The organism is Actinophytocola gossypii (assembly GCF_025165815.1).
GTDB classification, from domain to species: Bacteria; Actinomycetota; Actinomycetes; order Mycobacteriales; family Pseudonocardiaceae; genus Actinophytocola; species Actinophytocola gossypii.
In genome coordinates, this window is sequence record NZ_JAFFZE010000023.1 from 94,642 (window position 1) to 115,952 (window position 21,311).

The following is a 21,311-nucleotide window of genomic DNA, read 5'->3' on the forward strand; positions in this document are numbered from 1 at the left end:
GGTCTACGGACGGGGTGCCGGCTGGTAGGAGTCGGCCTGCGTCGCGTACATCGCGGCGTAGTGGTCGCCGGCGGCCATCAACTCGTCGTGGCCGCCGCACTCCAGGACCCGCTGGTCGCCCAGCACGACGATCTGGTCCGCGGCGCGCACCGTGGAGAAGCGGTGCGACACCAGAACCGTGACGAGCCCGCGCGCCGCGCCGGCGGAGGTGGCCGCGGCGTACCGCTCGAACAGTCCGTGCTCGGTGGCGGCGTCCAGGGACGCGGTCGGCTCGTCGAGGAACAGCACCAGGGGTTCGGCGCGCATCAGGGCCCGGCCGAGCGCCAGCTTCTGCCACTGGCCGGTGGACAGGTCGACCCCGTCCCAGCTCGCGCCGAGCTGGGTGGCCGCGCCCCTCGGGAGCGCGCGCACCAGGTCGGTCGCCCCTGCTCGGTCCACCGCCCGTGCGACCTCGCGGTCGTCGTCGAGGTGCGGCAGGTCCCCGACTCCCACGGTGCGTCCTGCGGTGAACTCGAACCGGGCGAAGTCCTGGAAGGCCGCCGAGAGCCGGCGCCGCCAGGAGGTCGGGTCGAGGTCGGCCAGGTCGACCCCGTCGACCAGGATCCGGCCCTCGGTGGGCCGGTACATCCCGGCGAGCAGCTTCACCACGGTCGTCTTGCCGGCGCCGTTCTCGCCCACCAGCGCCAGCACCGATCCCGCCGGGATGGTCAGCGAGACGTGCCGCAGCACCCAGGAGTCCGAGCCCGGATAGCGGAACGACACGTCGTCGAACACGATCCCGCCGGTGAGTCTCTCCGGCGCCGGCAGCCCGCCCGAGCGCACCGCCGCCGCGGCCGCGTAGTCCCGCAGCCACCGCACGCGGCCGGCCGTGCGCAGGGTCTGGCCCAGCCCGCTGATGCTGAGCACCGGCCACAGCAGGGCGGTCTGCACCTGCTGGCTGAGGTAGATCACCAGCACCACGTCGCCGGCCGGCGCATGACCGCCCAGGACGCGCCACAGCACGAACGCCACCGCGGCGACCACCCCGGCGGCGTAGCCGAGGTCGCGGGCCGCGGCCAGCAGGCCGGCCCGCCGCTCCGCGCGGTGCAGCGGGCGGCGGTGGTCGGACCAGGCACGGCCGCAGCGCCGGCCGATCTCGTCGGCCAGGCCGAACACCCGGATCTCCATTCCGGCGTCCCGGTCGTAGGCGAGCGACCGAAGGTGGGCGGCCAGCCGGCCCGGCTCGGCCGACTCCTCCTCCGCCCGCCGGTGCCAGCGCTGCTGGATCCCGCCGGTCAGCACGGCCGGCAGCGCCAGCAGCACCAACGCCACCATCCCCGGGTGCACCCCCACCAGCAGGACGAGGACCGTGAGCGCGCCGCACACCGACTTCACCGCCATGGCCAGCGCGTTCAACGAGCGACCGAGCATGCCCTGGCCCTGCCGCAGCAGTTCCAGCTTGTCGCGGTACTCGGGGTTCTCGTGGTGGTCCAGCCCGGGCAGGGTCGCGCAGATCGTGGCGATCTCGACGTCGAAGGCGTGCGCGACCTTCTCGCTGAGGACCAGTCGCCACTGGCTGCCGGCCAGGTCGAGCTGCCACCCGAGCACCACACCGGCCACCAACCCGACCACGCCCACCACGACCGAGGACGTGTCCTGCTGGACCACTCCGGTGGTCAGGACGGCCAGCCACAGCCCGGCCAGCAGGGCGAGTACGTTGCCCAGCGGCTCCAGCACCGCCGCGGCGGTGCGCCACCGGTCGACCCGCCAGGCGGTGGTGACCAGCAGGGCCACGGCACGCAAGTGCTCAGCCACGGGCCGGCTCCCGCTCCCGGGCGGCGACGCGCGGCGCCGCCGGTACGAACCGTTCGGCCTGCAGGGTGAACATCGCGGCGTACCGTCCGCCGGCCGCCATCAGGTCCTCGTGCGTGCCGTCCTCGACCACCCGCCCGTCGTCGATCACCACGATGCGGTCGGCCCGGCACACCGACGCGAGCCGGTGCGAGACCAGGATCGTCGTCACCCCGGTGGTGGCCGCCCGGAAGCGGTCGAACAGCTCCGCCTCGGCCCGCACGTCCAGCGCGGCGGTCGGCTCGTCGAGCACCAGCAACCCGGCGCCGCCACGCACGGCGGCGAGCGCCCTGGCCAGGGCCACCTTCTGCCATTGGCCGCCGGAGAGGTCCTGCCCGTCGGGATAACCCGCCGACAACACGGTGTCCCAGCCGGCGCGCAGGGTCGCTGGCAGGTCGCCCGCGCCGGCGTCGGCCAGCGCGGCGGTCAGGACCTCCTGGCCGGCGCCGGGACTGCCGAAGCCGACGTTCGCGCGCAGCGGCAGCTCGTAGCGGGTGAAGTTCTGGAAGATCGCCCCGATGCGGTTGTCCGGGCCGCCGGGCGGGTGGCCGCCGATCTCCACTCGGCCGAGGTCGGGTTCGTAGAGTCCGCAGAGCACCTTGATCAGCGTGCTCTTGCCGGCCCCGTTGCCGCCGACGACGGCCACCGACTGACCGGCCGGGATCTCCAGGTCCAGGCCGTCCAGGGTGGGCCGGGTCCGTGTCGGATAGGTGAACCGCACGCCGGTCAGCCGGACCGGGAGCGCCCCGCCTGGCGCGGGTCGGCCGGCGGTCCGGGTGGCGGTCCGGGCCGGGCGGAGGGTCTGTTCCAGCCGCAGTGCCTGCCGGGCGACCTGACGCGCGCGGCCGAGGGTCAGCTCCGGCTCGCCGAGGAACCCCAGCGCGCCGGTGCCCAGCACGGCCTGCACCAGCACCACGAGCTGGGCGACCGACAACGCACCGGTCAGCGCCTGCCATCCCGCGGTGCCGAGGACCAGCAGGTGGGCGGCGGCCAGGCCCGCGCTGCCCGCCAGTACGGAGCGCATGCCCAGCGCGCGGCCGGTCCAGATGTGGCGCAGCGCCTCCCGGTAGCTGTCGGCGTAGCCGTCCACCAGCCAGCCGGCCAGCCCGAACAACCGCACCTCCTTCGCGGCGGGGGCGTCGACGGCCAGACCGCGCAGGTACCTCGGGCGGCGGGTCATCCGGGCGCCGACGGTGGTCTTGAGGCCGACGCCGTGGTCGATCCACCGCCGGACGCCGTGGGCGAGCCCGCGCCACGCCACGAGCAGCACCAGCGGCATCCACCAGGCGAACCCGACGAGCACCACGACGGATCCGAGACCGGTGGCGCGGCGCTGCACCACCTCGCGCAGCTGGCTGACGGTCCGGACGAACCCGTCGACCCGTTCGAACTCGGCCAGGGACGCGAGCTCACCGACGACCGCCGGCTCCTCCAGGGCGGCGACGTGCGGCGTGCGGAGGGTCGCCCGGGCGATCGTGTCGTGCACGACCTGGCCGTACCTGCCGTCGAGCACCCGCACCAGGTAGTCCAGTAGCGCCGTCAGCACCACTCGGACGAGCAGGGCGCCGCCGAACAGGACCAGGCCGAGCACGGCCCGGTCACCGTCGGGGGTGTGGACGGCGTCGATGATGATCCCGGTGGCCAGGATCGCCGCGGTGGGCGCGAGGCCCTGGGCGACGGCGAGCACCCCGACACCGAGGATCCGCCAGCCGGCGGCCCGCCACAGCATGGTCAGCAGTGCCCGGCGGGGGGCGAGGCGGGCGCGTACGGCGTCAGCCGGTCGCACCGGAGCGGCCTTCGGTGGACGCGGCGGCGAAGTGTTCGACGACCGCGCGGCTCCACGGTCCCCAGTCCGCCGGCGCGTGGTTGCCCGGCTCCTCCAGGTAGCGGAGGCCGGTGTCGGCACCGCACGACCGCACCAGGTCGACCAGGCGGCGGGACTGGTCCACCGGGCAGCGGTCGTCGGACCGGCCGTGGCCGATCAGCAGCCGGGTGCCGGCCAGGACCCGCGCCTGGCTGACCGGGCTGCGTTCCCAGAGGACCCGCTGGTCGAGCCGCAGGTCGCCGAGTTCGTCGTCGAGCCAGCGCCGGCGCACCCCGGTCATCCCCGTGTGGAGCGCGGGCAGGTCGGTGACCGGCGCCCACACCGCCACCCCGGCCACCAGGTGCGGCAGTTCGGCGGCCACCCGCAGCGCGAGGTAGCCGCCGTAGCTCTGGCCGTAGACGCACACCGGCTGGCCGGCGTCGTGCAGGGTCTCCAGGCGGCGGCGCAGTGCGGCGGCGTCGACCCCGCCCCAGTCGCCGCGGCCCAGGTCGAGGTACCGCTCGCCGTAGCCGGAGCTGCCGGGGTAGTTCGGGCCGACCACGGACCAGCCCGCGCGGACCATGGCCTCGACGACCGGGTCGTGTTCCTGCTTCAACCGGCCGCGCGGGCCGCCGTGCAGGAACAGGACCGTGCCCGTCGCCGTGGTGCCGGTCGGTTCGAAGACCCACTCGGGAAGGTCGGTTCCGGACGCGTCGGGCACCCACCGGTGCCGCCAGCGCATCCCGACCGGCGTGGACGTGCGCGGCGCGAGCGGGCGCGGGCACGGGTCCGGTGGGGCCCAGCGGGTGAGCCGAGGCTCGTCGGCCGGTGACTGGTGCCAGCCGATCAGGTGCCGCTCGTCCCGGGTGAGGCGGACGTCGGTCGCCAGGGTCGGCCCGGGGTCCAGTACCGCGGTGCGGTGGCCGGCGGGGTCGAGCACCTGGTAGGTGTGCCGCTGCTGGTCCCAGGTGGTGGTGAGCAGCCGGGTACCGGCCGGGGCGAGGTCCACGGCCGTGCCGCCGGGGTGGTCGTCGAACCAGCGGACCCGTCCGGTGGCGATGTCGAGAACTCCCGGCACGGTGTCGCCAGTGACGCGTGTTCCGGTCAGCCCGATCCGGCCGGCCGCGCAGCCGGCGGTCGCGGTGACCCGGGTGTCGTCGGGCTGGTCCACGGCGACCTCGACGCAGCCTGCCTGGCCGTGGCGGTAGAACCGGGTGCGGTCCACGTCGGCGGCGAACACCCCGGCGTCGGCGTCCCACGCGCCGACCCGGCGCACTCCCCCGCTGTCCGGAACCGGGAGGTAGCTGTTCGAGCCGGCGTGGTGCAGCCACAGTTCGGGCTTGTCGGCGCCGCTCACGACCAGCAGGACGAGTACGTCGCCGCGGGCGTTCAGCCGGCACCGGAGCGGCCGGCCGAGCACCTCGCCGCGGTGGGTGACGTCGCCGGCGAGGTCGAGCACGCACAGCTGGCTCCGGCGGCCGGGGCGCCACAGTGCCAGCCGGCGGGGGCCTGCCCAGTCGAGGACGCGCCAGTCCGGCGGCAACGGGCCGGTGACGGGCCTCGGTGGTTCGCCGTCCGGGGCGCCGTCGGGCCCGATCCGCCGGGTGACCAGCTCGATGGTCGGCTCCTCCCCCGGGGTGTCGTGCACGGTGACCAGCTCCGCGCGGTCCGGGCTGACGGTCCAGCCCAGCACCTGCCCGTCCAATGCGGTCGTCGTGGCGGTCGCGGGGGTCGCGGCGGTCGCCGAGGTCGCGGCGGTCATCGTGGGTCCAGCAGGCCTGCCAGCGGTGACAGGCGCTCGTGGGTGCCGCGCCGCGCGGTGAGCTCCGCGTCCAACCGCTCGAGCACCTGGACGGATCGGTCGTCGTCCAGTGCCCGCAGGTTGCGCACGATGCCCTCGAGCGCCGCGGGGGCGGCCCGGCGCATCCGCAGTGCCGCCTGGGCGTACCACCCGGCCGCGGCGCCCACCCCGCCCGCGGCCAGCTGGGCCGCGGCCAGGCGGCAGCACACCCCCACCACGGCGCGTTCGGCCGCGCGGCGCGGGGCGACGTTCCGGTCGTACCGGCGAACCAGCTGGTCGGCCACCCGCTCCGCCTCCGGGAGCCAGCCCTGGTCGAGCAGCCGGCGAACCAGGTTCGGCACCACGTAGGTCAGCGCCACCAGCGAGTCGGCGTCCACCGCGACCCGGAACGCCTCCTGGCCGCACCGGATCGCCTCCAGCGCGGTGCCGTCGCCGCGGGCGTGGACGTCGGCCAGGTTGGTCAGCAGCAACACGCGCTGCTCCGCCAGTGCCCGCGTGCTCGGCACGCCGGGGGCCGACAGCGCGGCCAGGCCGGCCAGTTCCGCACGCACGGCGCCGTCGCGGTCCCCGGCCCGGAAGCGCGCCAGCGCCTCGCCGTTGTAGCTGGCGGCGATCCGGCTGGCGACGCCGCCCGGGGTGGCCCGGACGTGTTCCCGCGCGTAGGCGAAGTGGCGGGTGCTCGCGGCCCAGCCGGCCGGGCGGCGGGACTTCGCGAGGATCTGACCGAGGTGGTACCCGAGCAGGGACCGGACCGGGGCGTCGACACCGGTCCGTTCGGCGAGGGCGAGCACCCGGTCCGCGGCGGCCGGGGAGAGCCGGCCGCGGCCCGCGCTGACGAACGCGGCGAGGTGCAGCGCGTAGGCGGTGCTCCGGTCCACGTCGGACCAGCCGCGCCGCCGGCCGCCCCACAGGACCGACCGGGTGACGTCGAGGAGCGCCGAGGGCCGGTCGGCCGCCGCGGCGCAGCTCGCCGCGGTGATGGCGGTCAGCGCGGCCGCCGGGTCGTCGGCGAGCGCCGCAGTCGACAGCGGGACGACGTCGGCGGGAGCGTCGTCGTCCCGGCTGGTGACCATGGTCGCCACGGTGCGGAGGAGTTCCTGGCCGGTCCTGGCCAGGACGGCTCCGGCCGCGGCCCAGGCGCGGACGTCGGCGTAGGTGCGCACGGGTCCCCGGGGACCGGGCCGGGTGGAGGTCAGCGCGGCCACTGTGGCCGGGTCCCAGCGGCGCAGCCGGGTCCACCTGGCGACCCGGGCGTCGCTCGCCTGGCCGCCGGCCAGCCGCATGGCCAGCAGGATCTCGTCGGTCTCGGGGTCGCCGGGCGGCCGGGTGCCGGCGCCCGGCCGGCCGGTGTGGCGCAGCACGACGATGCGCGGCTGGTCCGGTCGGCGTTGCCCGCACGCGTGCAGGAACGCGACCTGGTCCCTGGTGGCCGGGCCGAACAGCTCGGCCACCAGGATCTTGGGGCCGCCGGTGTCGGCGGCGAGCCAGGTGCCGACCTCGGTCAGTTCGTGCTCGACGGCGGCGTCGCGTTCCTCGCGGCAGTGCAGGAGGCCCTCCGCCCTGGCGAGCACGGACCGGCGGTCGGGGTGGGGCTCGGTGCCGAAGGCCCAGAGGGGGACGCTCGCGGTGCCGGAGCCGGCGGACAGGTAGTACCGCGGTCCGTGCCGCTCGGCGGCGTCGGTCACGGCGGCCGCGATCTCGGCGGACGTGGCCTCGACGATCCGCGGTCCTGGTGCGCCGGTGGTCGGGTCGGTCAGCGCGTCGAGCGGGTCAGCGCCCATGGCGCACACCTCCGTCAGGGATTCGGGTGACCCGCAGCGGGGGTCGCCTCGGGCTGAACCCGACCGACCGGTACAGCCGGTGGGCGATCCAGTTGTCCGCCACCACGTTCAGGTGGCAGTCGGCGTAGCCGGCGGCGGCCAGCCGGCGCAGGCTCTCGACCAGTACGGCCCGGCCGAGGCCGTGCCCCCGGTGGGCCTCACCGGTCACGCAGTGGCCGATGAGCGGACGGCCTCGGTACTCGCTCACCGCGATCGCGGCGGTCACGCCGGAGCCGGTGCCGACCGCCAGGCTGGCGTCGGCGATCACGGGTCCGTAGCCGCCGGACCGGACGTCGCGCCAGACGGCGAGGTCACGCTCCCGGCCGGGTCCGGTGCTCAGGCCGGCGAGGTCCGCCTCGGTGGTGGTGTGCAGCGGGACGATCGCGTGGCCGTCGGGCAGCGGCCGGTGGTGCGCCCGCAGCTGCTCGTCGTCGAGCAGCAGCCCCAGGTGGGCCATCCGGTGCAGCGGCGTGACGCCGTGCCCGCTGAGGTGTTCGTCCCAGTCGGCCGGGTGGACCGCCAGGACCGTGGTGACGCCGAGGTCGTCGCGAACCCGGTCGGCGGCGGCCACCAGCAGGCCGGCCAGTCGCGGATCGCGGCGTCGCGGCAGGAGCTCGTCCAGCAGGCACGACTCGCGGCCGGTTCGCGTGGCCAGACAGGTGAGGACCGTGCCGTCGGCGGACACGGCGCGGACCAGCCAGGTGTTGTCCCACCACGACACCAGCTCGGTCCTGGTGGCGAACGGCGGCGCGTCGGCTCCGGTGCGGTCGTCGACGGCGGTCATGGTGTGCTCCTCGCGGGGGCGATGGTGAGGGGGGCGTCGGCCACGAGTCCGGCCAGGCGTAGCCGGAAGGCGTGCACCCCGAGATATCCGCGCATGTAGCTGGGCCGGGGCTCGCCGCCGCCCTCGTGCGCCCACTTCCAGGCGAACCCGTCCCGGAACCGCAGCGCGTCGAGCTTGCGGCCGATGGTCTCGGCGCCCCGCCGGAACTCGCCGTCGTGGTCGGCGCGAGCGGCCAGGTCCAGCAGGAAGTCCCCGTCACCGGCCAGGCCGTGACAACGGCAGGTGCTCCCGTAGGCGCGGCCGCGGGTGATGGCCCGCCCGGCGCGGCGGGCGGCGTCGATCAGGGCCGGGTCACCGCTGGCGAGCCCGGCCGACAGCAGGAGCGCGCCGACGCCGGCGGCACCGTTGCACCAGTGGGTCCAGGGCACCGCGCGGCCGGTCGGGCCGCTGCGCCAGCTCAGCCCGGCGCCGCCGGCCGTCGGCACGCCCAGGTCCGGCAGGGCGGCGGCGACGCCCGTCGCGGCGTCGACCAGGTCGTGATCGCCGGTCGCGGTACCGGCGGCCAGCAGGAAGTAGCCGATGCCGGCGCTGCCGTGCGCGAAGCCGGTGCTGTACGTGTCCGGTTCGCCGCCGCGGGGCCAGACCAGCAGGCCGTCGCGGTCCGTGCCGGCGGCGAGGACGTGGTGGGCGATCCGGGTCACGGCGGCCCGGCGGTCCGCGTCGCCCCCGGTGGCGAGCATCGTCCCGACCTGGGCCAGCCCGATGCCGGCCCAGCCGTGGGTGATGTCCCAGCTGCCGGGGTCCGCCTCGACCAGGGCGTCGGCCAGCTGGACTGCCCGTTCGCGGAGCACGGGGGCCCGGCCGGGATCGACCAGGTTCGCCAGGTCGGCGGCGAGCCACGGCAGCGCGGCGATGCCGAAGTGCAGTCCGGGTGGTGTGCGGCCGGGGACGAACGGCACGGTGGTGAAGGTCCAGTCGAGGAGGTCGTCGGCGTGGTCGAGCCAGGCCCGGTCGCCGGTGGCGTGCCACAGGTCGAGGTAGTACCGCGCCACGCCGGTCGTCCCGGTGTGGAAGCAGGCCGGGTGGAACAGACCCGAGGACCACTCCTCCGGCCACGGCCAGGACGCGCGGTCCCACTCCACCCGTCGCGTGAGCTCCAGACCGGCCTCGACCGCCTCCTCGACGATCTGGGCCGGTCCGGGCGCCGGGGTGCCGGACGGCGAGCGGACCGGGCCGCCCAGCCGGGTCCGGACCAGGTCCAGCTCGGCCTCGACCGGCTCGGTCTCGGTCGGCCCGAACGCGGTCAGCAACGCGTCGACGTGGGTGGAGATGTCCTGTGCCCGGCCGAGGAACGGGTCGATCCCGGTCAGGACGAAGTAGGTGATCGCGGCGACGGCGAAGTCGGTGTCGCCCGCGTCCGGCGGACGTCCGTCCCGGGACGGGGCGTAGCCGGGGGTCCAGCCGGCGAACGGCGGCTCGGGTGAGTCCGCGATCTCGAACAGTTCCAGGTCCACGGCGGTGTACCGGCCTTCGTGGACCATGATGTTGTTCGGGGTGAAGTCGCGGGGGCGCACGCCGTGGTCGCGCAGGCGCGCGGCGAGGTCGGCGACCGCCCGGCAGCTGTTCCGGAGCTCGTCCGGGTCCGGGCGGCCCAGGTAGTTGGCGTTCTCGACGGAAGCGCGCAGGGTCACGCCCGGGAGGAACTCCTCGACCAGGTAGACGTTGTCCCGCTCGACGAACAGGTCCAGCGGTTCCGGCGCGAGCCCGGTTCCGCTCAGCCGGCGCAGGATGGTCCACTCGTTGCGCAGCCGCGTTCCCGCGTCCCGCCCGATCAGGTCCGGGCAGGTCCCCGCCCGGCCCTCCTTGACCACGACGTCGCGGCCGCGCCAGGTGCCGCGGTAGACCCCGCCCTTGGCGGACTGGTTGAGCACCCCGTGCACCGTGATGCCCCGGCCGAACAGCCCGTCCCCGTGGCGGCGCGGCTCCCGCGCGTCGGGCAGGGGTGGTTCCGGCACCCAGGGCGGCCGGGTCTGGCCCGGTGCCCGGACGTCGGGGACCTGGTTGCCGTCCGGGTCGACGAGGTACGACTGCCTGGTCTGCTCGGGGACGGCGTAGTCGGACCGCCTGGTGAACGCCCCGTACCTGAGGTAGACGTTGCTCTCGCGCCGGTAGCGCCGGTCGCTGGGGACCACCGGCCCGGTCAGGTCGCGGGTCGCGGTGTGCAGCTGCTCGGCGAGCACCGGGAGGTGGTCCTCGTCGTCGACGTAGACCGTGATGAACTTCCCGACCTGGGACAGCGGGGTCGGCGGTCCGGACAGGCGGGCCAGCTGGTCGACCGTCTGGGCCGACTTCCACCGCACGCCGCGCGGCAGAACGATCCGCGCCACCCGGCGCAGTGCCTCCGCCGCGGTGAGCGGGGAGGCGCTGACGTGCAGCTTCCACCCCTGGGGCGGCAGGGGGGCCGAGCTGATCGGGTCGAAGTGCCACCAGCCGCCGTCCGCCCGGAGCTGGTAGGTGGTGCGGTACTCGCCGGCCAGTTGGCGAGCGGTCGTCGAGACGGGTTCGACCGCCGAGCGGGTTCGTCGGACGGACACGGGTTTCTCCCTGCGCTTCGTCCCGAGGCTGGACGTCTCGGCGGTGTCTTTCGTGGGGCTCCGGCGGGTCTGCCGGAGCCCCACGAACAACAGCTCGGTTAGTGCTGGTCGCTGTCGGTCCAGCTGCACACGGTGCAGAGGGACGGGTCCTCCATCAGGAACGGGTCGTTCTCGTAGCCCAGCTCCATCAGGTCGTCCGCGGTCAGCGCGTCGCGCATGGCACACCTCTTTCTGACTCGATCGGTGGATCGGCGGGTTCGGCGAATCGGGTCAGTCCCAGATGAAACCGTCGGCCGCTGCGACACCCGCATTTACTGCCAGAATCGTGGTCGACATTTTCGTTGACCTTTCTTCGTTTCTCCCACCATTTCCGGTGACACCTGAAACTGTGCTTCACGAAAGCATGATCGAGCCAGGCGCCAGGCGGTCAGCAAGCTGACATGCCGATGGCAACATCCTGACCGGAGGTCACAGCCAACCGCGTCTGGCGGCTTCCACTCCCGCCTCGAACCGGCTCGTCGCATTCAGCCGTTCCATCAGCCGGGCGACCTTCCGGCGAAGGTGCCGAACAGATATTCCGACCGTCCTGGCCGCCGATTCGTCGGTGTTTCCGGCGGCGAGCAGTTCGAGCACGGCGCGGTCCTGGTCGGTGACGTCGTCCTGGTCCTCCGCCGGCGGGTCGTCGAAGCTGACCGTGGTCGCGTCGTCCCACAGGCGCCAGAACAGGCGGATGAACCCGGCGATCAGTCCGGGCTGGGTCACGATCAGCGCGCCGCGGCTGCTGTTGTCCGGGTCGATCGGGACCATCGCGACCCGCTCGTCCATGATCATCATGCGTTCCAGCGGGTCCTCGATGGCGTGGATCTTCGCCCCGGCGTCGAGCATCTGCCGCGCGTACTCGACGCCGAGCCGGTTCCGCAGGAACCCGGTCTGGTAGATCGTGCGCATGTCGATGCCCCGGCGCAGGCCGCGCAGGTCCAGCGGCCGGCTGGCGTCCAGCGCGGCCGGGCTGATCGACTCGCCCGGCTGCACCGAGTACAGGCTCGACCTGGTGAAGAACGCCAACTCCTCCAGACGTTCACGTACACGGCCGAGGTCCTCGATCCGTTCCAGGCCGGCCACCGGTTCGGTGCGTTCCCGGCCGGCGTAGCGAGCGGCCAGGTCGGCGATCTCGGCTCGGGTGTCGCCGACCCGCCGGTGCCGCCGCAGCAACTCGTCCTCGCGCTGTTCGACCAGCTTGGCGAGCGCCGCGGCGGGGTGGTTCACCACCACCTTGGCCGGCGCGTCCGGGGCGGGCCGGACCGCGCCGAGCCCGACCAGCGACTCGACGGCGTCGTAGAGCTCGCTGTCGGTGCAGTCCATGAAGTCGACCAGTTCCGCCGGTCGCGCCTGGGGCAGGTCGAGCAGCGTGCGGTACACGCGCTCGGCGAGCGGAGTGAACCCGAGGTCACGCAGCGCCATGTTCACCGTCCCACGGCAGGATGGTGACACGGCCCTGGCAGCAACGTGCCCAGGCAAACGCCGCCGAACGGCGCGTCGTTCGCCAGGATGAACGGGTGCGGGAGGCGTGGACGTCGGCGGAGCACCAGGTCGTGGTGCGTCGGGTCGCCGTGGACGCGTCCGCCCCGGTCATCGCGGCCGCCCGGCTGGCCGCCGAACTCGGACCGGAGGTGTCCGTCGAGTGGGCGGCCGAGAGCGACGTCTTGCGCGTCGCCGGCCCCGCTCCACGGCTGCGGCACGCGGTGACCGCGGTCATCGCCGAGACCAGGTTTCGCGGCTGGTCGCTGTCCGATGACGACGAGACCGCGGGCGGGTAGTCGGGTGGAAGAGATGCAGGAGCCACGCCATCCAGCATCATCCGCGTGCGCACCCGACACATGCGTACTGATCCCGCAAGTTCTTCACCGACAGTCGAGACGTATGGGGAACAGTCACACGCCCCGGTGCGGGATCAGCGCGGCTGGCGGATGCCGTCGATGATGCGGGTCCAGTTGTCGCCGCCGTGGCCGTCCTCGATCGCCCGCCGGTAGTGGGCCTGGACGGCCAGCGGTAGCGCGAGGTCGAGCCCGAGGGACGCGCTGGTGTCGACGATGTGGTCGGCGGTCGCGCCCATCATGGTGACCGTGCTGAGGTGGCCGGGGTGCTCCCCGGCGTCCAGCGCGGCGCCGGGGGCCTCCTCGCCGGACCGGATCATCGTGCCGACGGAGTCGGCGGCGGAGAGCAGTTCCGGCAGTACCTCCTCGGCCTTCATCCCGGCCCCGCCCAGCATCGCGATCGCGTGCATCAGCCCGGACAGGGTGGTGAGGAACAACGCGAGCTGGGCCTGGTACATCAGCTGGGCGAGGCCGGGATCCTCGCCCAGGTACCTCGGCTCGCCGATCAGCGTCAACGCCGCCAGGTGGCGGTCCAGCACCTCGTGCGGTCCGCTGTAGTAGACGTACGCCTCCGCCGTCCCGACCATCGGGGCCGGCGTCATCACCCCGCCGGTGAGGAAGGCCGCGCCGTGGCGCTCGGCCCAGGTCGCCGCCTCGCGGGTGCGCTCCGGGGTGTCCGAGCTGAGGTTGGCCAGGGTCCGGCCGGCGAGCGCGTCGGTGGCGTCGCCGAGGATGTCGTACATCGCCTGGTAGTCGGTGAGGCTGAGAAGCACGAGGTCGCTCGCCAGGACGGCGTCGGCCGGGGTGGCGGCGAGCACGGCGCCGTCGGCGACGACGCCCTCGGCCCGGGCGGCGGTGCGGTTCCAGACGGTGACCGGGTGCCCGGCGGCGACCAGCACACGGACCATCGCCTGGCCCATCGGTCCGAGCCCGATGACGGTGACGCGGCTCATCGCGCAACCGCCCGGTCGGGAGCGCGCAGGCTCTCGTAGATCCGCTCGAACACCTCGGCGCCGTGACCGGCCGCGACCTGCTGGTCGATCAGCCCCTGGACGGCCACGATCGTGGCCGGGTCGACGCCCTGCTCCTCGCTGGCCTGGACGATGTGGCCGAGGTCGGAGAAGTCGAGGCTCTGCCCGGGCACGGTGTAGTCGCCGCCGTCGATGATCTCCGCCGACCGGGCGAAGTGCGCGGTCATGGCGCCGACGAAGGGGATCGCCCGCACGGCGAAGTCCGTGGCGCGCACGCCGGCGGACCCGGCCATGGCGGCGCCGTGCGTGAGGCCGGCGAACATGCCGTACATCGCCGAGAGCATCGCGAGGTCGAGCAGCGAGGCCATGCCGGCGTCCTCGCCGTGGAACTCGCTGGTCGCCCAGACGTCGAACACCGGCCGGCAGGCGTCGAAGGCCGCCGCCGAGCCGCTGTAGAAGACCTGGCCCTCGCGGGAGCCGATCATCGGCGGGGTCGCCATGATCGCGCCGTCGAGGTAGCGGATGCCGTGGCCGGTGGCCCAGGTGGCGAGTTCGCGGGCCTCGTTGGGGGTCGTGGTGGTGAGGTTGACCAGGGTGCGGCCGCGGAGGTCGTCGACGACCGGGGCGAGGGTCTCGTGCACGGAGTCGTGCCGCAGCAGGCAGGCGACCACGATCGGGTGGGCGGTGACGGCGTCGCGGACGGTGGCCGCTCGCGTGACGGCCAGGCCGGGGGCCCTGCCGGGGGTGCGGTTCCAGACGGTGGTCGGGTGGCCGGCGTCGGCGAGCGCGGCGGCCAGGGCGCTGCCCATGGCGCCGAGGCCGAGGAGCGTGACACCCGCGGTGTTGTTCGTTTCGTTCACGTGCCCATCGTCGACAGGTACCGCTACTGTCGGAAGTACCCACTATTTACTGCGGTACTTACCTTTTGGTTAGTGAGGAGGTCGGCGATGGCCAAGGCGCCGAGGTGCGGGCCCTACATCTGCGGCATCGACGCCGCGCTGGACGTGGTCAGCGGCAAGTGGAAGGGGCTGATCCTCTGGGAGCTGGACGCCCATCACGTCCGCCGCTTCGCCGAGCTGCGGCGTGGTCTGCCGGGGGTGAGCGAGAAGATGCTGACCCAGCACCTGCGCGAGATGGAGGAGGACGGCCTCGTGCACCGGGAGGTCTACGCCGAGGTGCCGCCGCGGGTCGAGTACTCCCTGACCGAGCACGGCCGCACGCTCAACCAGGCCCTCGGACCGCTCGGGGCCTGGGGCCGTGAGCGGATCCGCCGCGAAGGCCGCGAGCTGGTCGACACGAGCGCCTGAGGGATGTCTTTCTGGTTGGGCGCCGCCACCGGTCGTCAGCGCGGTGCCGGCGGCGGGGTCGGCACCGCGCCCGGGCGCACGACCTTGCTCTCGTCGAGCACGCTCGTGTCGGCGAGGTCGACCTTGTCCTCCGCGTAGGGGTCCTCGCCGGGCGCGACGCTGTCCACGACGTAGCTCCCGGCGAAGCTGCCGACCGTCGCGCCGACGGCGCTGCCGATCACCGTGCCCGGGCCGGGGAAAACCGATCCCATCGCGCCGCCCAGCATGCCGCCGACCGTGGTGCCCGCGATGCCCGCGCCCGCCTTGGCCGCCGCCTTCGGCCACGACTGCTGGTCCTGGTAGGCGTTCCACGCCTCGAAGCCGATGGTGACCGCGGTGCCGACGTAGGGCGTGTTCTTGAGCGCCGCGTTCGTGGCACGCGCGGCAAGACCCGCGTCGGCGTGCTGGAGCGCGCTGAACTTCGGGTAGGCGGTCACCCCGTTGCGCACCGCGTCCGGCATGTTCCCGAGCCACTGGTCGTACCGGTCGATCCGCTGCTGGTACGAGTTCGCCATGACCTGCGACAGGTGGACGTTCGCCGTGGGCGAGCCCACCGCCGCCGCCCGGCTGAGCACCGTCCGCTCGTTCGGCGTGAGCACGGTGATGTCACCGGTCGCCCACCGCTGGAACAGGTCGGCCTCCGCGAGGAACGCCCGCTGCGCGGCCACGGCGTCCGCCCGCACGCCGCCCGTGGCCGACACCGTGTTGAGCGCCGCCGCGGTCCCCAACGAGAGCTCGGTGCTGATCACGAACCCGACATCGTCGATGTTCTTCTCGCTGATCGGGCCGAGCGCATCCCGGAGCGCGCCGTGTGCCTCGTCCTCCTTGATCCGCGCGTCCCGCACCTTGTCGGCGCAGTCGTTGAACAGCCGCGCCTTGCGGTTGTACTCGTTGGCGAGCGGCAGCCAGGCGTCCATCTTGGCCTGGTAGTCCCGGTGCAGGGCGGCCGCGTCGCCGGCCGACGACGCCTGGCGGGCGATGGTCGGCTTCGGCGGCGCCGGGGACGGCGGCAGGATCAACGGGCCCTGGACCTCGAGACCGCCGCCGCGGGCGGCCTCGACCGTGCCGAACATCGCCTCCATCACCCTGGTCAGCGCGTCGGCGAAGTTCGTCAACGCCCGCATCGCCTCCTGGCAGGTGAACGCCAGGTCGTCGGCGGTGCGCAGCGGGGTCTGGATCACCCGGTCGAAGGCGTCGTGGGCCGGGCCGTCCCAGCCCGACTCGGCCACGGTCCGCGCACCGCGGCTCAGGTCACCGGCCTGCTGGATCCAACCCGCGTACTTGTCGAGCGCGTCGGCCGCCTGGACGCAGGTCCCCGGGCTTCCCGCGACGGTGGTGTCGAGAGGTTCGGCAGTCATGATGTGTGGTTCCTCGCCGGGTCAGGGAGTGGCTTCCGTGTTCCGCACCGGGGCTCGTTCGAGCGGGCCGACCGGCGCGTGGTAGCCAGGGTTGGTGTGGTAGCGCGCCACGTAGGTCATCCGGCCCTCGTTGGTGTTCTCCACCTCGGCGTAGCTGCCGTCGGTGGCGTCCACCCTGGCGCTGATCTCGTCGAACGTCTGCGCCAGCGTCACGCCGAGCAGCACCAGGTTCGCGACCGTCAGCCCGACGATCTCCGACGACATGCCCGCGTCGGCCGACGGGATCCGCACGGCGAGCCCCGTGTCGATGGAGTCGGCGGCGGCGCTGTTGCCCGCGGCGACCTTGTTCAGTGCCTCCGGGTCGTAGCTGTAGCCCATGTCGCCTCTCTCGCGAAGTCCTGCTTCTGTGGGGGCACCGTCGGGTCGAACACCACGGACCGCGCGCCGAGGTCGTCGATCATGCGCTGGAGGTGGTCGGCGCGCACCGACGCGGCCGCCCGCCCCTCACCCAGCTCGGCCCGCAGCCTGGCCAGGGAGCTGAACACGAGCAGCAATGGCTCGCCGTGCTCGCCGGTGGCCATCTCGACCACGGCCTTGGTGGTACCGACCGAGCCCGCGCGGATCGGCACCCACAACAGGGTCGAGTCCGGCACCGTCGTGTCGATCAACGGGAGCGGCTCGAAGTCCCGCCAGTCCGGTTCCGGGTAGCGCTCCCCCTCCGGATGCCACAGGTCCACCGCCGCGTACACGAACTGGTCGAGCACCGTGCCGACGGTGCGCAGCTCACGCACCGTGGCGCGGACGAACGGCTGGCTCCCGCCACAACAGGCGAACAGCCAGTCCAGTCGGGTGTACGCGAACACCACCAGCTCGTCGCGGTGGGTCTCCCGAACCTCGACGTTGCCCTCCGGCAGCGTCAGCACGAACAGTGGGGTGTCGTCGTCGATACCCAGTTCACGCAGTGGACGCAGCGCGCGCCGTTCGAACGGCCGCGGCCCGGCCCGGTTCGTCATCCGTTTCCCCCTCCCGCTAGGCCCAGTTCCTACCCACCGGCGGGCGGCCAGGCACAGGCACAGCGGCGGCCATATCTGGCCGGTGCCACCGACCAGGGGAAATGGCGGGTCAGCCGGCCAGGAACTCCAGGCGGTTGCCGACGGGGTCGTTCGTGTGGAAGCGGCGGCGGCCGGGGATCTCGGCCGGGTCGGCCCAGCGGACCTCGTGGCCGGCGCGCTCGACGGCGGCCGCGACCGCGTCCACATCGACCACGAAAGCGGGGTGTGCCTTGCGGGCCGGCTGGAAACCCTGCTCGATGCCGACATGCAGCTCCGCGTCCGGGCCGCCGCGGCCCGGCACCCGGAACCAGCAGCCGCCGCGTGCGGCCAGCAGGGGCGGTTTGGGCAGCTCGGACCAGCCGAGCACGCCGCTGTAGAAGGCACGGAGCCGGTCTTCGCTGCCGACGGGCGCGGCGATCTGGACGTGGTGCAGCATGGGTACGACCCTCCCTTGGCGTCGAATACAGGACAAGCGTACTGTTTGAGGCAGAGAGATCGTTCCCGTAGACCACCACCGGCCAGATGGAGTTGGACGTGACCGCACCAGCAAGCAAGGACACCTTCGGCGCCCGCCAGTCGCTGACCGTCGGCGATGCCTCGCACGAGGTGTTCCGGCTCGACGCGGTCAGCGGCGCGGACCGGCTGCCCTACAGCCTGAAGATCCTGCTCGAGAACCTGCTGCGCACCGAGGACGGCACGAACATCACCGCCGACCACGTCAACGCGCTCGCCAACTGGGACCCCACCGCCGACCCGTCCACCGAGATCCAGTTCACCCCCGGCCGGGTGGTGATGCAGGACTTCACCGGCGTGCCGTGCGTGGTGGACCTGGCCACCATGCGTGAGGCCGTGACCGAGCTGGGCGGCGACCCGGAGAAGGTCAACCCGCTCGCCCCCGCCGAGCTGGTGATCGACCACTCGGTGATCGCGGACATCTTCGGCCGGCCGGACGCCTTCGAGCGCAACGTCGACCTGGAGTACGAGCGGAACAAGGAGCGCTACCAGTTCCTGCGCTGGGGCCAGTCGGCGTTCGACGAGTTCAAGGTCGTGCCGCCCGGCACCGGGATCGTGCACCAGGTGAACATCGAGCACCTGGCCCGCGTGGTGATGACCCGAGGCGGCCAGGCGTACCCGGACACGCTGGTCGGCACCGACTCGCACACCACGATGGTCAACGGGCTCGGCGTGCTCGGCTGGGGCGTCGGCGGCATCGAGGCCGAGGCGGCGATGCTCGGCCAGCCGGTGTCGATGCTGATCCCGAGGGTCGTCGGGTTCAAGCTGGACGGCGAGCTGCCGCCCGGCGCGACCGCCACCGACCTGGTGCTGACGATCACCGAGATGCTGCGCCAGCACGGCGTGGTCGGCAAGTTCGTCGAGTTCTACGGCTCCGGCGTGTCCTCGGTGCCGCTGGCCAACCGCGCGACCATCGGCAACATGAGCCCCGAGTTCGGCTCGACCTGCGCGATCTTCCCGATCGACGGCGAGACCGTCGACTACCTGAAGTTCACCGGCCGCTCCGCCGAGCAGGTGGCGCTGGTCGAGGCGTACGCCAAGGAGCAGGGCCTGTGGCACGACCCGAACGTCGAGCCCGCGTACTCCGAGACGTTGTCGCTGGACCTGTCCACGGTCGTTCCGTCGATCGCCGGGCCGAAGCGCCCGCAGGACCGGATCGCGCTGACCGACGCCAAGCCGGCGTTCCGCGGCGCGCTCGGCGCGTACGTGTCCGACGAGCCCGCCCCGAGCTCGGACTCCCCGGTGGACGAGGCCTCGAACGAGTCGTTCCCGGCCTCGGACTCCCCCACGTACGCCAACGGCGGCAACGGTGACGGCGCGCCCCGCCCGTACACCGCGGCCGAGGGCGCCGAGGGCCGGCCGAGCAACCCGACGCGGGTGAGCGTCGACGGCGCGGAGTTCGAACTGGACCACGGCGCCGTCGCGATCGCGGCGATCACGTCCTGCACGAACACGTCGAACCCGTCGGTGATGCTCGGCGCCGCGCTGCTGGCGAAGAAGGCCGTGGAGAAGGGCCTGGGTCGCAAGCCGTGGGTGAAGACCACGCTGGCGCCGGGGTCCAAGGTGGTCATGGACTACTACGAGCGCGCGGGCCTGCTGCCGTACCTGGAGAAGCTGGGCTTCCACCTGGTCGGCTACGGCTGCACCACGTGCATCGGCAACTCCGGGCCGCTGCAGGACGAGATCTCGGCCGCGGTGAACGACGCCGACCTGGCGGTGGTGTCGGTGCTGTCCGGCAACCGCAACTTCGAGGGCCGGATCAACCCGGACATCAAGATGAACTACCTCGCGTCGCCGCCGCTGGTGGTCGCCTACGCGCTGGCCGGGTCGATGGACAAGGACATCACCACCGAGCCGCTCGGCACGGGCTCGGACGGCGAGCCGGTGTACCTGCGGGACATCTGGCCGTCGCCGCAGGAGATCCAGGACGTGGTGGCCTCGGCGATCTCGTCGGAGATGTTCACCGGCGGCTACTCGGACGTGTTCGCCGGCGACGACCGCTGGCGCGCGCTGCCGACCCCGACCGGCAACACGTTCGAGTGGGACACCGAGTCGACCTACGTGCGCAAGCCCCCGTACTTCGAGGGCATGGGCGCGACGCCGGAGCCGGTGTCGGACATCGCCGGCGCGCGGGTGCTGGCCCTGCTCGGCGACTCGGTGACCACCGACCACATCTCCCCCGCGGGCGCGATCAAGCAGGACTCGCCTGCCGGGAAGTACCTGACCGAGCACGGCGTGGAGCGCCGGGACTTCAACTCCTACGGCTCGCGGCGCGGCAACCACGAGGTGATGATCCGCGGCACGTTCGCCAACATCCGGCTGCGGAACCTGCTGCTGGACGACGTGCAGGGCGGCTTCACCAGGAACTTCCTGGCCGGCGGCGAGCAGACCACGATCTACGACGCGTCGGTCGCCTACGCCGAGGCCGGGGTGCCGCTGGTGGTGCTGGCCGGTAAGGAGTACGGGTCCGGCTCGTCGCGTGACTGGGCGGCGAAGGGCACCTCGCTGCTCGGCGTGCGGGTGGTCGTCGCGGAGTCGTTCGAGCGCATCCACCGCTCGAACCTGATCGGCATGGGCGTGCTGCCGCTGCAGTTCCCGGAGGGCGAGACGGCGTCGTCGCTCGGCCTGGACGGCACGGAGACCTACGACGTCTCCGGCATCGAGGCGATGAACGACGGCGACACCCCGCGCACGGTCGCGGTCAAGGCGACCCGCGCCGACGGCTCCACTGTGGACTTCGACGCGGTGGTCCGGATCGACACCCCGGGCGAGGCGGACTACTACCGCAACGGCGGCATCATGCAGTACGTGCTGCGCAAGATGATCCAGAGCTGACGGATCGACGAAACGGCCGCCGGGGTGCGTCCCGGCGGCCGTTTTCGCGTCTACAGGGTGCTTCGGTCGGGTTCCCAGACCAGGTCGAGCGGGGTCACCAGGCTGAACCGCTCGCGGGCGGCGTCCGCCGAGGCGTGCAGGCCGAGGATGTCCTGGCCGTCTGGCTCGCGGCGCCAGACGACGGCGGTGCGCCTGTCCGGCTCGCTGACCTGCATGCCCCAGGCGAAGACCAGGGTCGGGTCGTCGGCGCTGACCAGGGTGAACAGCTGGCCGTACACGGGTTCCTCCATCTTGTCGGGTGTCATCTCGTCCACAGTGGTCTGATCACGAGCGGGCGCGGCAGGCCGTCCGGGATGCCGCAGAGCCGGTGGGGCGTCTGGACGTCGACCGGTGCGCCGGGGGTGTCGGGTGGGGGCAGGGCGAGCATCGCCCGGAGGGTCCAGAGGGCGTCGGCGTGGTACTGGAAGGTCACCGCCACCGGGCGCAGTGGGTCGGTGCCCTCGAACATGGGGACGCGGTGACCGCTCGCGGTCTCGTCGCGGCGGAGCACCAGGACGTCCGCGTACGAGCCCCAGTCGAACGTCGCCGCCACCAGGTCCGGGTCGTCGGCACGGCCCCAGCGGTAGAGCGTCCAGCGGCGCAACCGGAGCTCGGTGAGCAGCTCGTCGAGGGGCAGGACCCCGGCCAACCTCGTCTCCTTCGGTAAAGTGCGGGTTTCTGCGGTTTACG

The 21,311-nt window shown here is 73.3% G+C and carries 18 protein-coding genes; 3 read left to right on the forward strand and 15 right to left on the reverse strand.

What is annotated here, in order from left to right; all coding sequences use genetic code 11:
• Positions 1 to 3: 3 nt before the first annotated feature.
• The 7 genes from JT362_RS28625 to JT362_RS28655 all read right to left on the reverse strand — a co-directional run bounded on the left by JT362_RS28625 (position 4) and on the right by JT362_RS28655 (position 12,094).
• Positions 4 to 1,794: an ABC transporter ATP-binding protein gene (locus JT362_RS28625; RefSeq protein WP_260194945.1), complete on the reverse strand. Its 1,791-nt coding sequence runs from the start codon at positions 1,792 to 1,794 to the stop codon at positions 4 to 6.
• Positions 1,787 to 3,616, reverse strand: a complete 1,830-nt coding sequence (locus tag JT362_RS28630; RefSeq protein ID WP_260194946.1) for an ATP-binding cassette domain-containing protein — start codon at positions 3,614 to 3,616, stop codon at positions 1,787 to 1,789. Before JT362_RS28630 ends, JT362_RS28625 begins: the two co-directional genes overlap by 8 nt.
• Positions 3,603 to 5,396: an alpha/beta hydrolase family protein gene (locus JT362_RS28635; RefSeq protein WP_260194947.1), complete on the reverse strand. Its 1,794-nt coding sequence runs from the start codon at positions 5,394 to 5,396 to the stop codon at positions 3,603 to 3,605. The genes JT362_RS28630 and JT362_RS28635 overlap by 14 nt, the downstream gene beginning before the upstream one ends.
• On the reverse strand, positions 5,393 to 7,216 hold the full coding sequence (locus tag JT362_RS28640; RefSeq protein WP_260194948.1) for a hypothetical protein: 1,824 nt from the start codon (positions 7,214 to 7,216) through the stop codon (positions 5,393 to 5,395). The genes JT362_RS28635 and JT362_RS28640 overlap by 4 nt, the downstream gene beginning before the upstream one ends.
• Positions 7,206 to 8,039, reverse strand: a complete 834-nt coding sequence (locus JT362_RS28645; RefSeq protein WP_260194949.1) for a GNAT family N-acetyltransferase — start codon at positions 8,037 to 8,039, stop codon at positions 7,206 to 7,208. The genes JT362_RS28640 and JT362_RS28645 overlap by 11 nt, the downstream gene beginning before the upstream one ends.
• Positions 8,036 to 10,633: a class III lanthionine synthetase LanKC N-terminal domain-containing protein gene (locus JT362_RS28650; RefSeq protein ID WP_260194950.1), complete on the reverse strand. Its 2,598-nt coding sequence runs from the start codon at positions 10,631 to 10,633 to the stop codon at positions 8,036 to 8,038. Before JT362_RS28650 ends, JT362_RS28645 begins: the two co-directional genes overlap by 4 nt.
• A 468-nt stretch (positions 10,634 to 11,101) precedes the next feature.
• Positions 11,102 to 12,094 carry a LuxR C-terminal-related transcriptional regulator gene (locus JT362_RS28655; protein ID WP_260194951.1) on the reverse strand — a complete coding sequence of 331 codons (993 nt, stop codon included), beginning with the start codon at positions 12,092 to 12,094 and terminating at the stop codon, positions 11,102 to 11,104.
• A gap of 95 nt (positions 12,095 to 12,189) precedes the next feature.
• On the opposite strand from JT362_RS28655, the gene JT362_RS28660 reads away from it, so the two are divergent.
• Positions 12,190 to 12,450 (forward strand): hypothetical protein, encoded by a 261-nt coding sequence (locus tag JT362_RS28660; RefSeq protein ID WP_260194952.1) that lies wholly within the window; start codon positions 12,190 to 12,192, stop codon positions 12,448 to 12,450.
• A gap of 134 nt (positions 12,451 to 12,584) precedes the next feature.
• Here JT362_RS28660 and JT362_RS28665 read toward each other — a convergent pair whose 3' ends face one another.
• Positions 12,585 to 13,460, reverse strand: a complete 876-nt coding sequence (locus tag JT362_RS28665) for an NAD(P)-dependent oxidoreductase (protein ID WP_260194953.1) — start codon at positions 13,458 to 13,460, stop codon at positions 12,585 to 12,587.
• Complete coding sequence (locus JT362_RS28670; RefSeq protein ID WP_260194954.1) at positions 13,457 to 14,338, reverse strand: NAD(P)-dependent oxidoreductase; 882 nt, start codon at positions 14,336 to 14,338, stop codon at positions 13,457 to 13,459. The genes JT362_RS28665 and JT362_RS28670 overlap by 4 nt, the downstream gene beginning before the upstream one ends.
• Positions 14,339 to 14,425: 87 nt before the next feature.
• Here JT362_RS28670 and JT362_RS28675 point away from each other — a divergent pair, with 87 nt between their 5' ends.
• Positions 14,426 to 14,785, forward strand: a complete 360-nt coding sequence (locus tag JT362_RS28675) for a winged helix-turn-helix transcriptional regulator (protein WP_260195094.1) — start codon at positions 14,426 to 14,428, stop codon at positions 14,783 to 14,785.
• Positions 14,786 to 14,820: 35 nt separating this feature from the next.
• Here the strand turns inward: JT362_RS28675 and JT362_RS28680 are convergent, their stop codons facing one another.
• From JT362_RS28680 to JT362_RS28695, 4 genes are all read right to left on the reverse strand, one after another.
• The gene (locus tag JT362_RS28680; RefSeq protein ID WP_260194955.1) at positions 14,821 to 16,182 is read right to left on the reverse strand and encodes a hypothetical protein; all 1,362 of its coding nucleotides are present in this window, start codon (positions 16,180 to 16,182) and stop codon (positions 14,821 to 14,823) included.
• 21 nt (positions 16,183 to 16,203) lie between these two features.
• Complete coding sequence (locus tag JT362_RS28685) at positions 16,204 to 16,560, reverse strand: hypothetical protein (RefSeq protein ID WP_260194956.1); 357 nt, start codon at positions 16,558 to 16,560, stop codon at positions 16,204 to 16,206.
• Complete coding sequence (locus JT362_RS28690) at positions 16,530 to 17,195, reverse strand: SAV_915 family protein (protein ID WP_260194957.1); 666 nt, start codon at positions 17,193 to 17,195, stop codon at positions 16,530 to 16,532. Before JT362_RS28690 ends, JT362_RS28685 begins: the two co-directional genes overlap by 31 nt.
• A 109-nt stretch (positions 17,196 to 17,304) precedes the next feature.
• Positions 17,305 to 17,670 (reverse strand): VOC family protein, encoded by a 366-nt coding sequence (locus tag JT362_RS28695; protein ID WP_260194958.1) that lies wholly within the window; start codon positions 17,668 to 17,670, stop codon positions 17,305 to 17,307.
• Between the two features lie 98 nt (positions 17,671 to 17,768).
• On the opposite strand from JT362_RS28695, the gene JT362_RS28700 reads away from it, so the two are divergent.
• Complete coding sequence (locus JT362_RS28700; RefSeq protein ID WP_311202761.1) at positions 17,769 to 20,582, forward strand: aconitate hydratase; 2,814 nt, start codon at positions 17,769 to 17,771, stop codon at positions 20,580 to 20,582.
• A 50-nt stretch (positions 20,583 to 20,632) separates the two neighbouring features.
• On the opposite strand, the gene JT362_RS28705 is transcribed toward JT362_RS28700, so the two are convergent.
• Positions 20,633 to 20,887: a hypothetical protein gene (locus JT362_RS28705; RefSeq protein ID WP_260194960.1), complete on the reverse strand. Its 255-nt coding sequence runs from the start codon at positions 20,885 to 20,887 to the stop codon at positions 20,633 to 20,635.
• On the reverse strand, positions 20,884 to 21,270 hold the full coding sequence (locus tag JT362_RS28710; RefSeq protein ID WP_260194961.1) for a hypothetical protein: 387 nt from the start codon (positions 21,268 to 21,270) through the stop codon (positions 20,884 to 20,886). Before JT362_RS28710 ends, JT362_RS28705 begins: the two co-directional genes overlap by 4 nt.
• Between the last annotated feature and the right edge of the window lie 41 nt (positions 21,271 to 21,311).

Excerpts from the sequence above, each read along its gene's own strand:
- JT362_RS28635 (WP_260194947.1), bottom strand. The coding sequence starts at position 5,396 with ATGACCGCCGCGACCTCGGCGACCGCCGCGACCCCCGCGACCGCCACG.
- JT362_RS28640 (WP_260194948.1), bottom strand. The coding sequence starts at position 7,216 with ATGGGCGCTGACCCGCTCGACGCGCTGACCGACCCGACCACCGGCGCA.
- JT362_RS28645 (WP_260194949.1), bottom strand. The coding sequence starts at position 8,039 with ATGACCGCCGTCGACGACCGCACCGGAGCCGACGCGCCGCCGTTCGCC.
- JT362_RS28655 (WP_260194951.1), bottom strand. The coding sequence starts at position 12,094 with ATGGCGCTGCGTGACCTCGGGTTCACTCCGCTCGCCGAGCGCGTGTAC.
- JT362_RS28665 (WP_260194953.1), bottom strand. The coding sequence starts at position 13,460 with ATGAGCCGCGTCACCGTCATCGGGCTCGGACCGATGGGCCAGGCGATG.
- JT362_RS28675 (WP_260195094.1), top strand. The coding sequence starts at position 14,426 with ATGGCCAAGGCGCCGAGGTGCGGGCCCTACATCTGCGGCATCGACGCC.
- JT362_RS28680 (WP_260194955.1), bottom strand. The coding sequence starts at position 16,182 with ATGACTGCCGAACCTCTCGACACCACCGTCGCGGGAAGCCCGGGGACC.
- JT362_RS28685 (WP_260194956.1), bottom strand. The coding sequence starts at position 16,560 with ATGGGCTACAGCTACGACCCGGAGGCACTGAACAAGGTCGCCGCGGGC.
- JT362_RS28690 (WP_260194957.1), bottom strand. The coding sequence starts at position 17,195 with ATGACGAACCGGGCCGGGCCGCGGCCGTTCGAACGGCGCGCGCTGCGT.
- JT362_RS28695 (WP_260194958.1), bottom strand. The coding sequence starts at position 17,670 with ATGCTGCACCACGTCCAGATCGCCGCGCCCGTCGGCAGCGAAGACCGG.
- JT362_RS28705 (WP_260194960.1), bottom strand. The coding sequence starts at position 20,887 with ATGACACCCGACAAGATGGAGGAACCCGTGTACGGCCAGCTGTTCACC.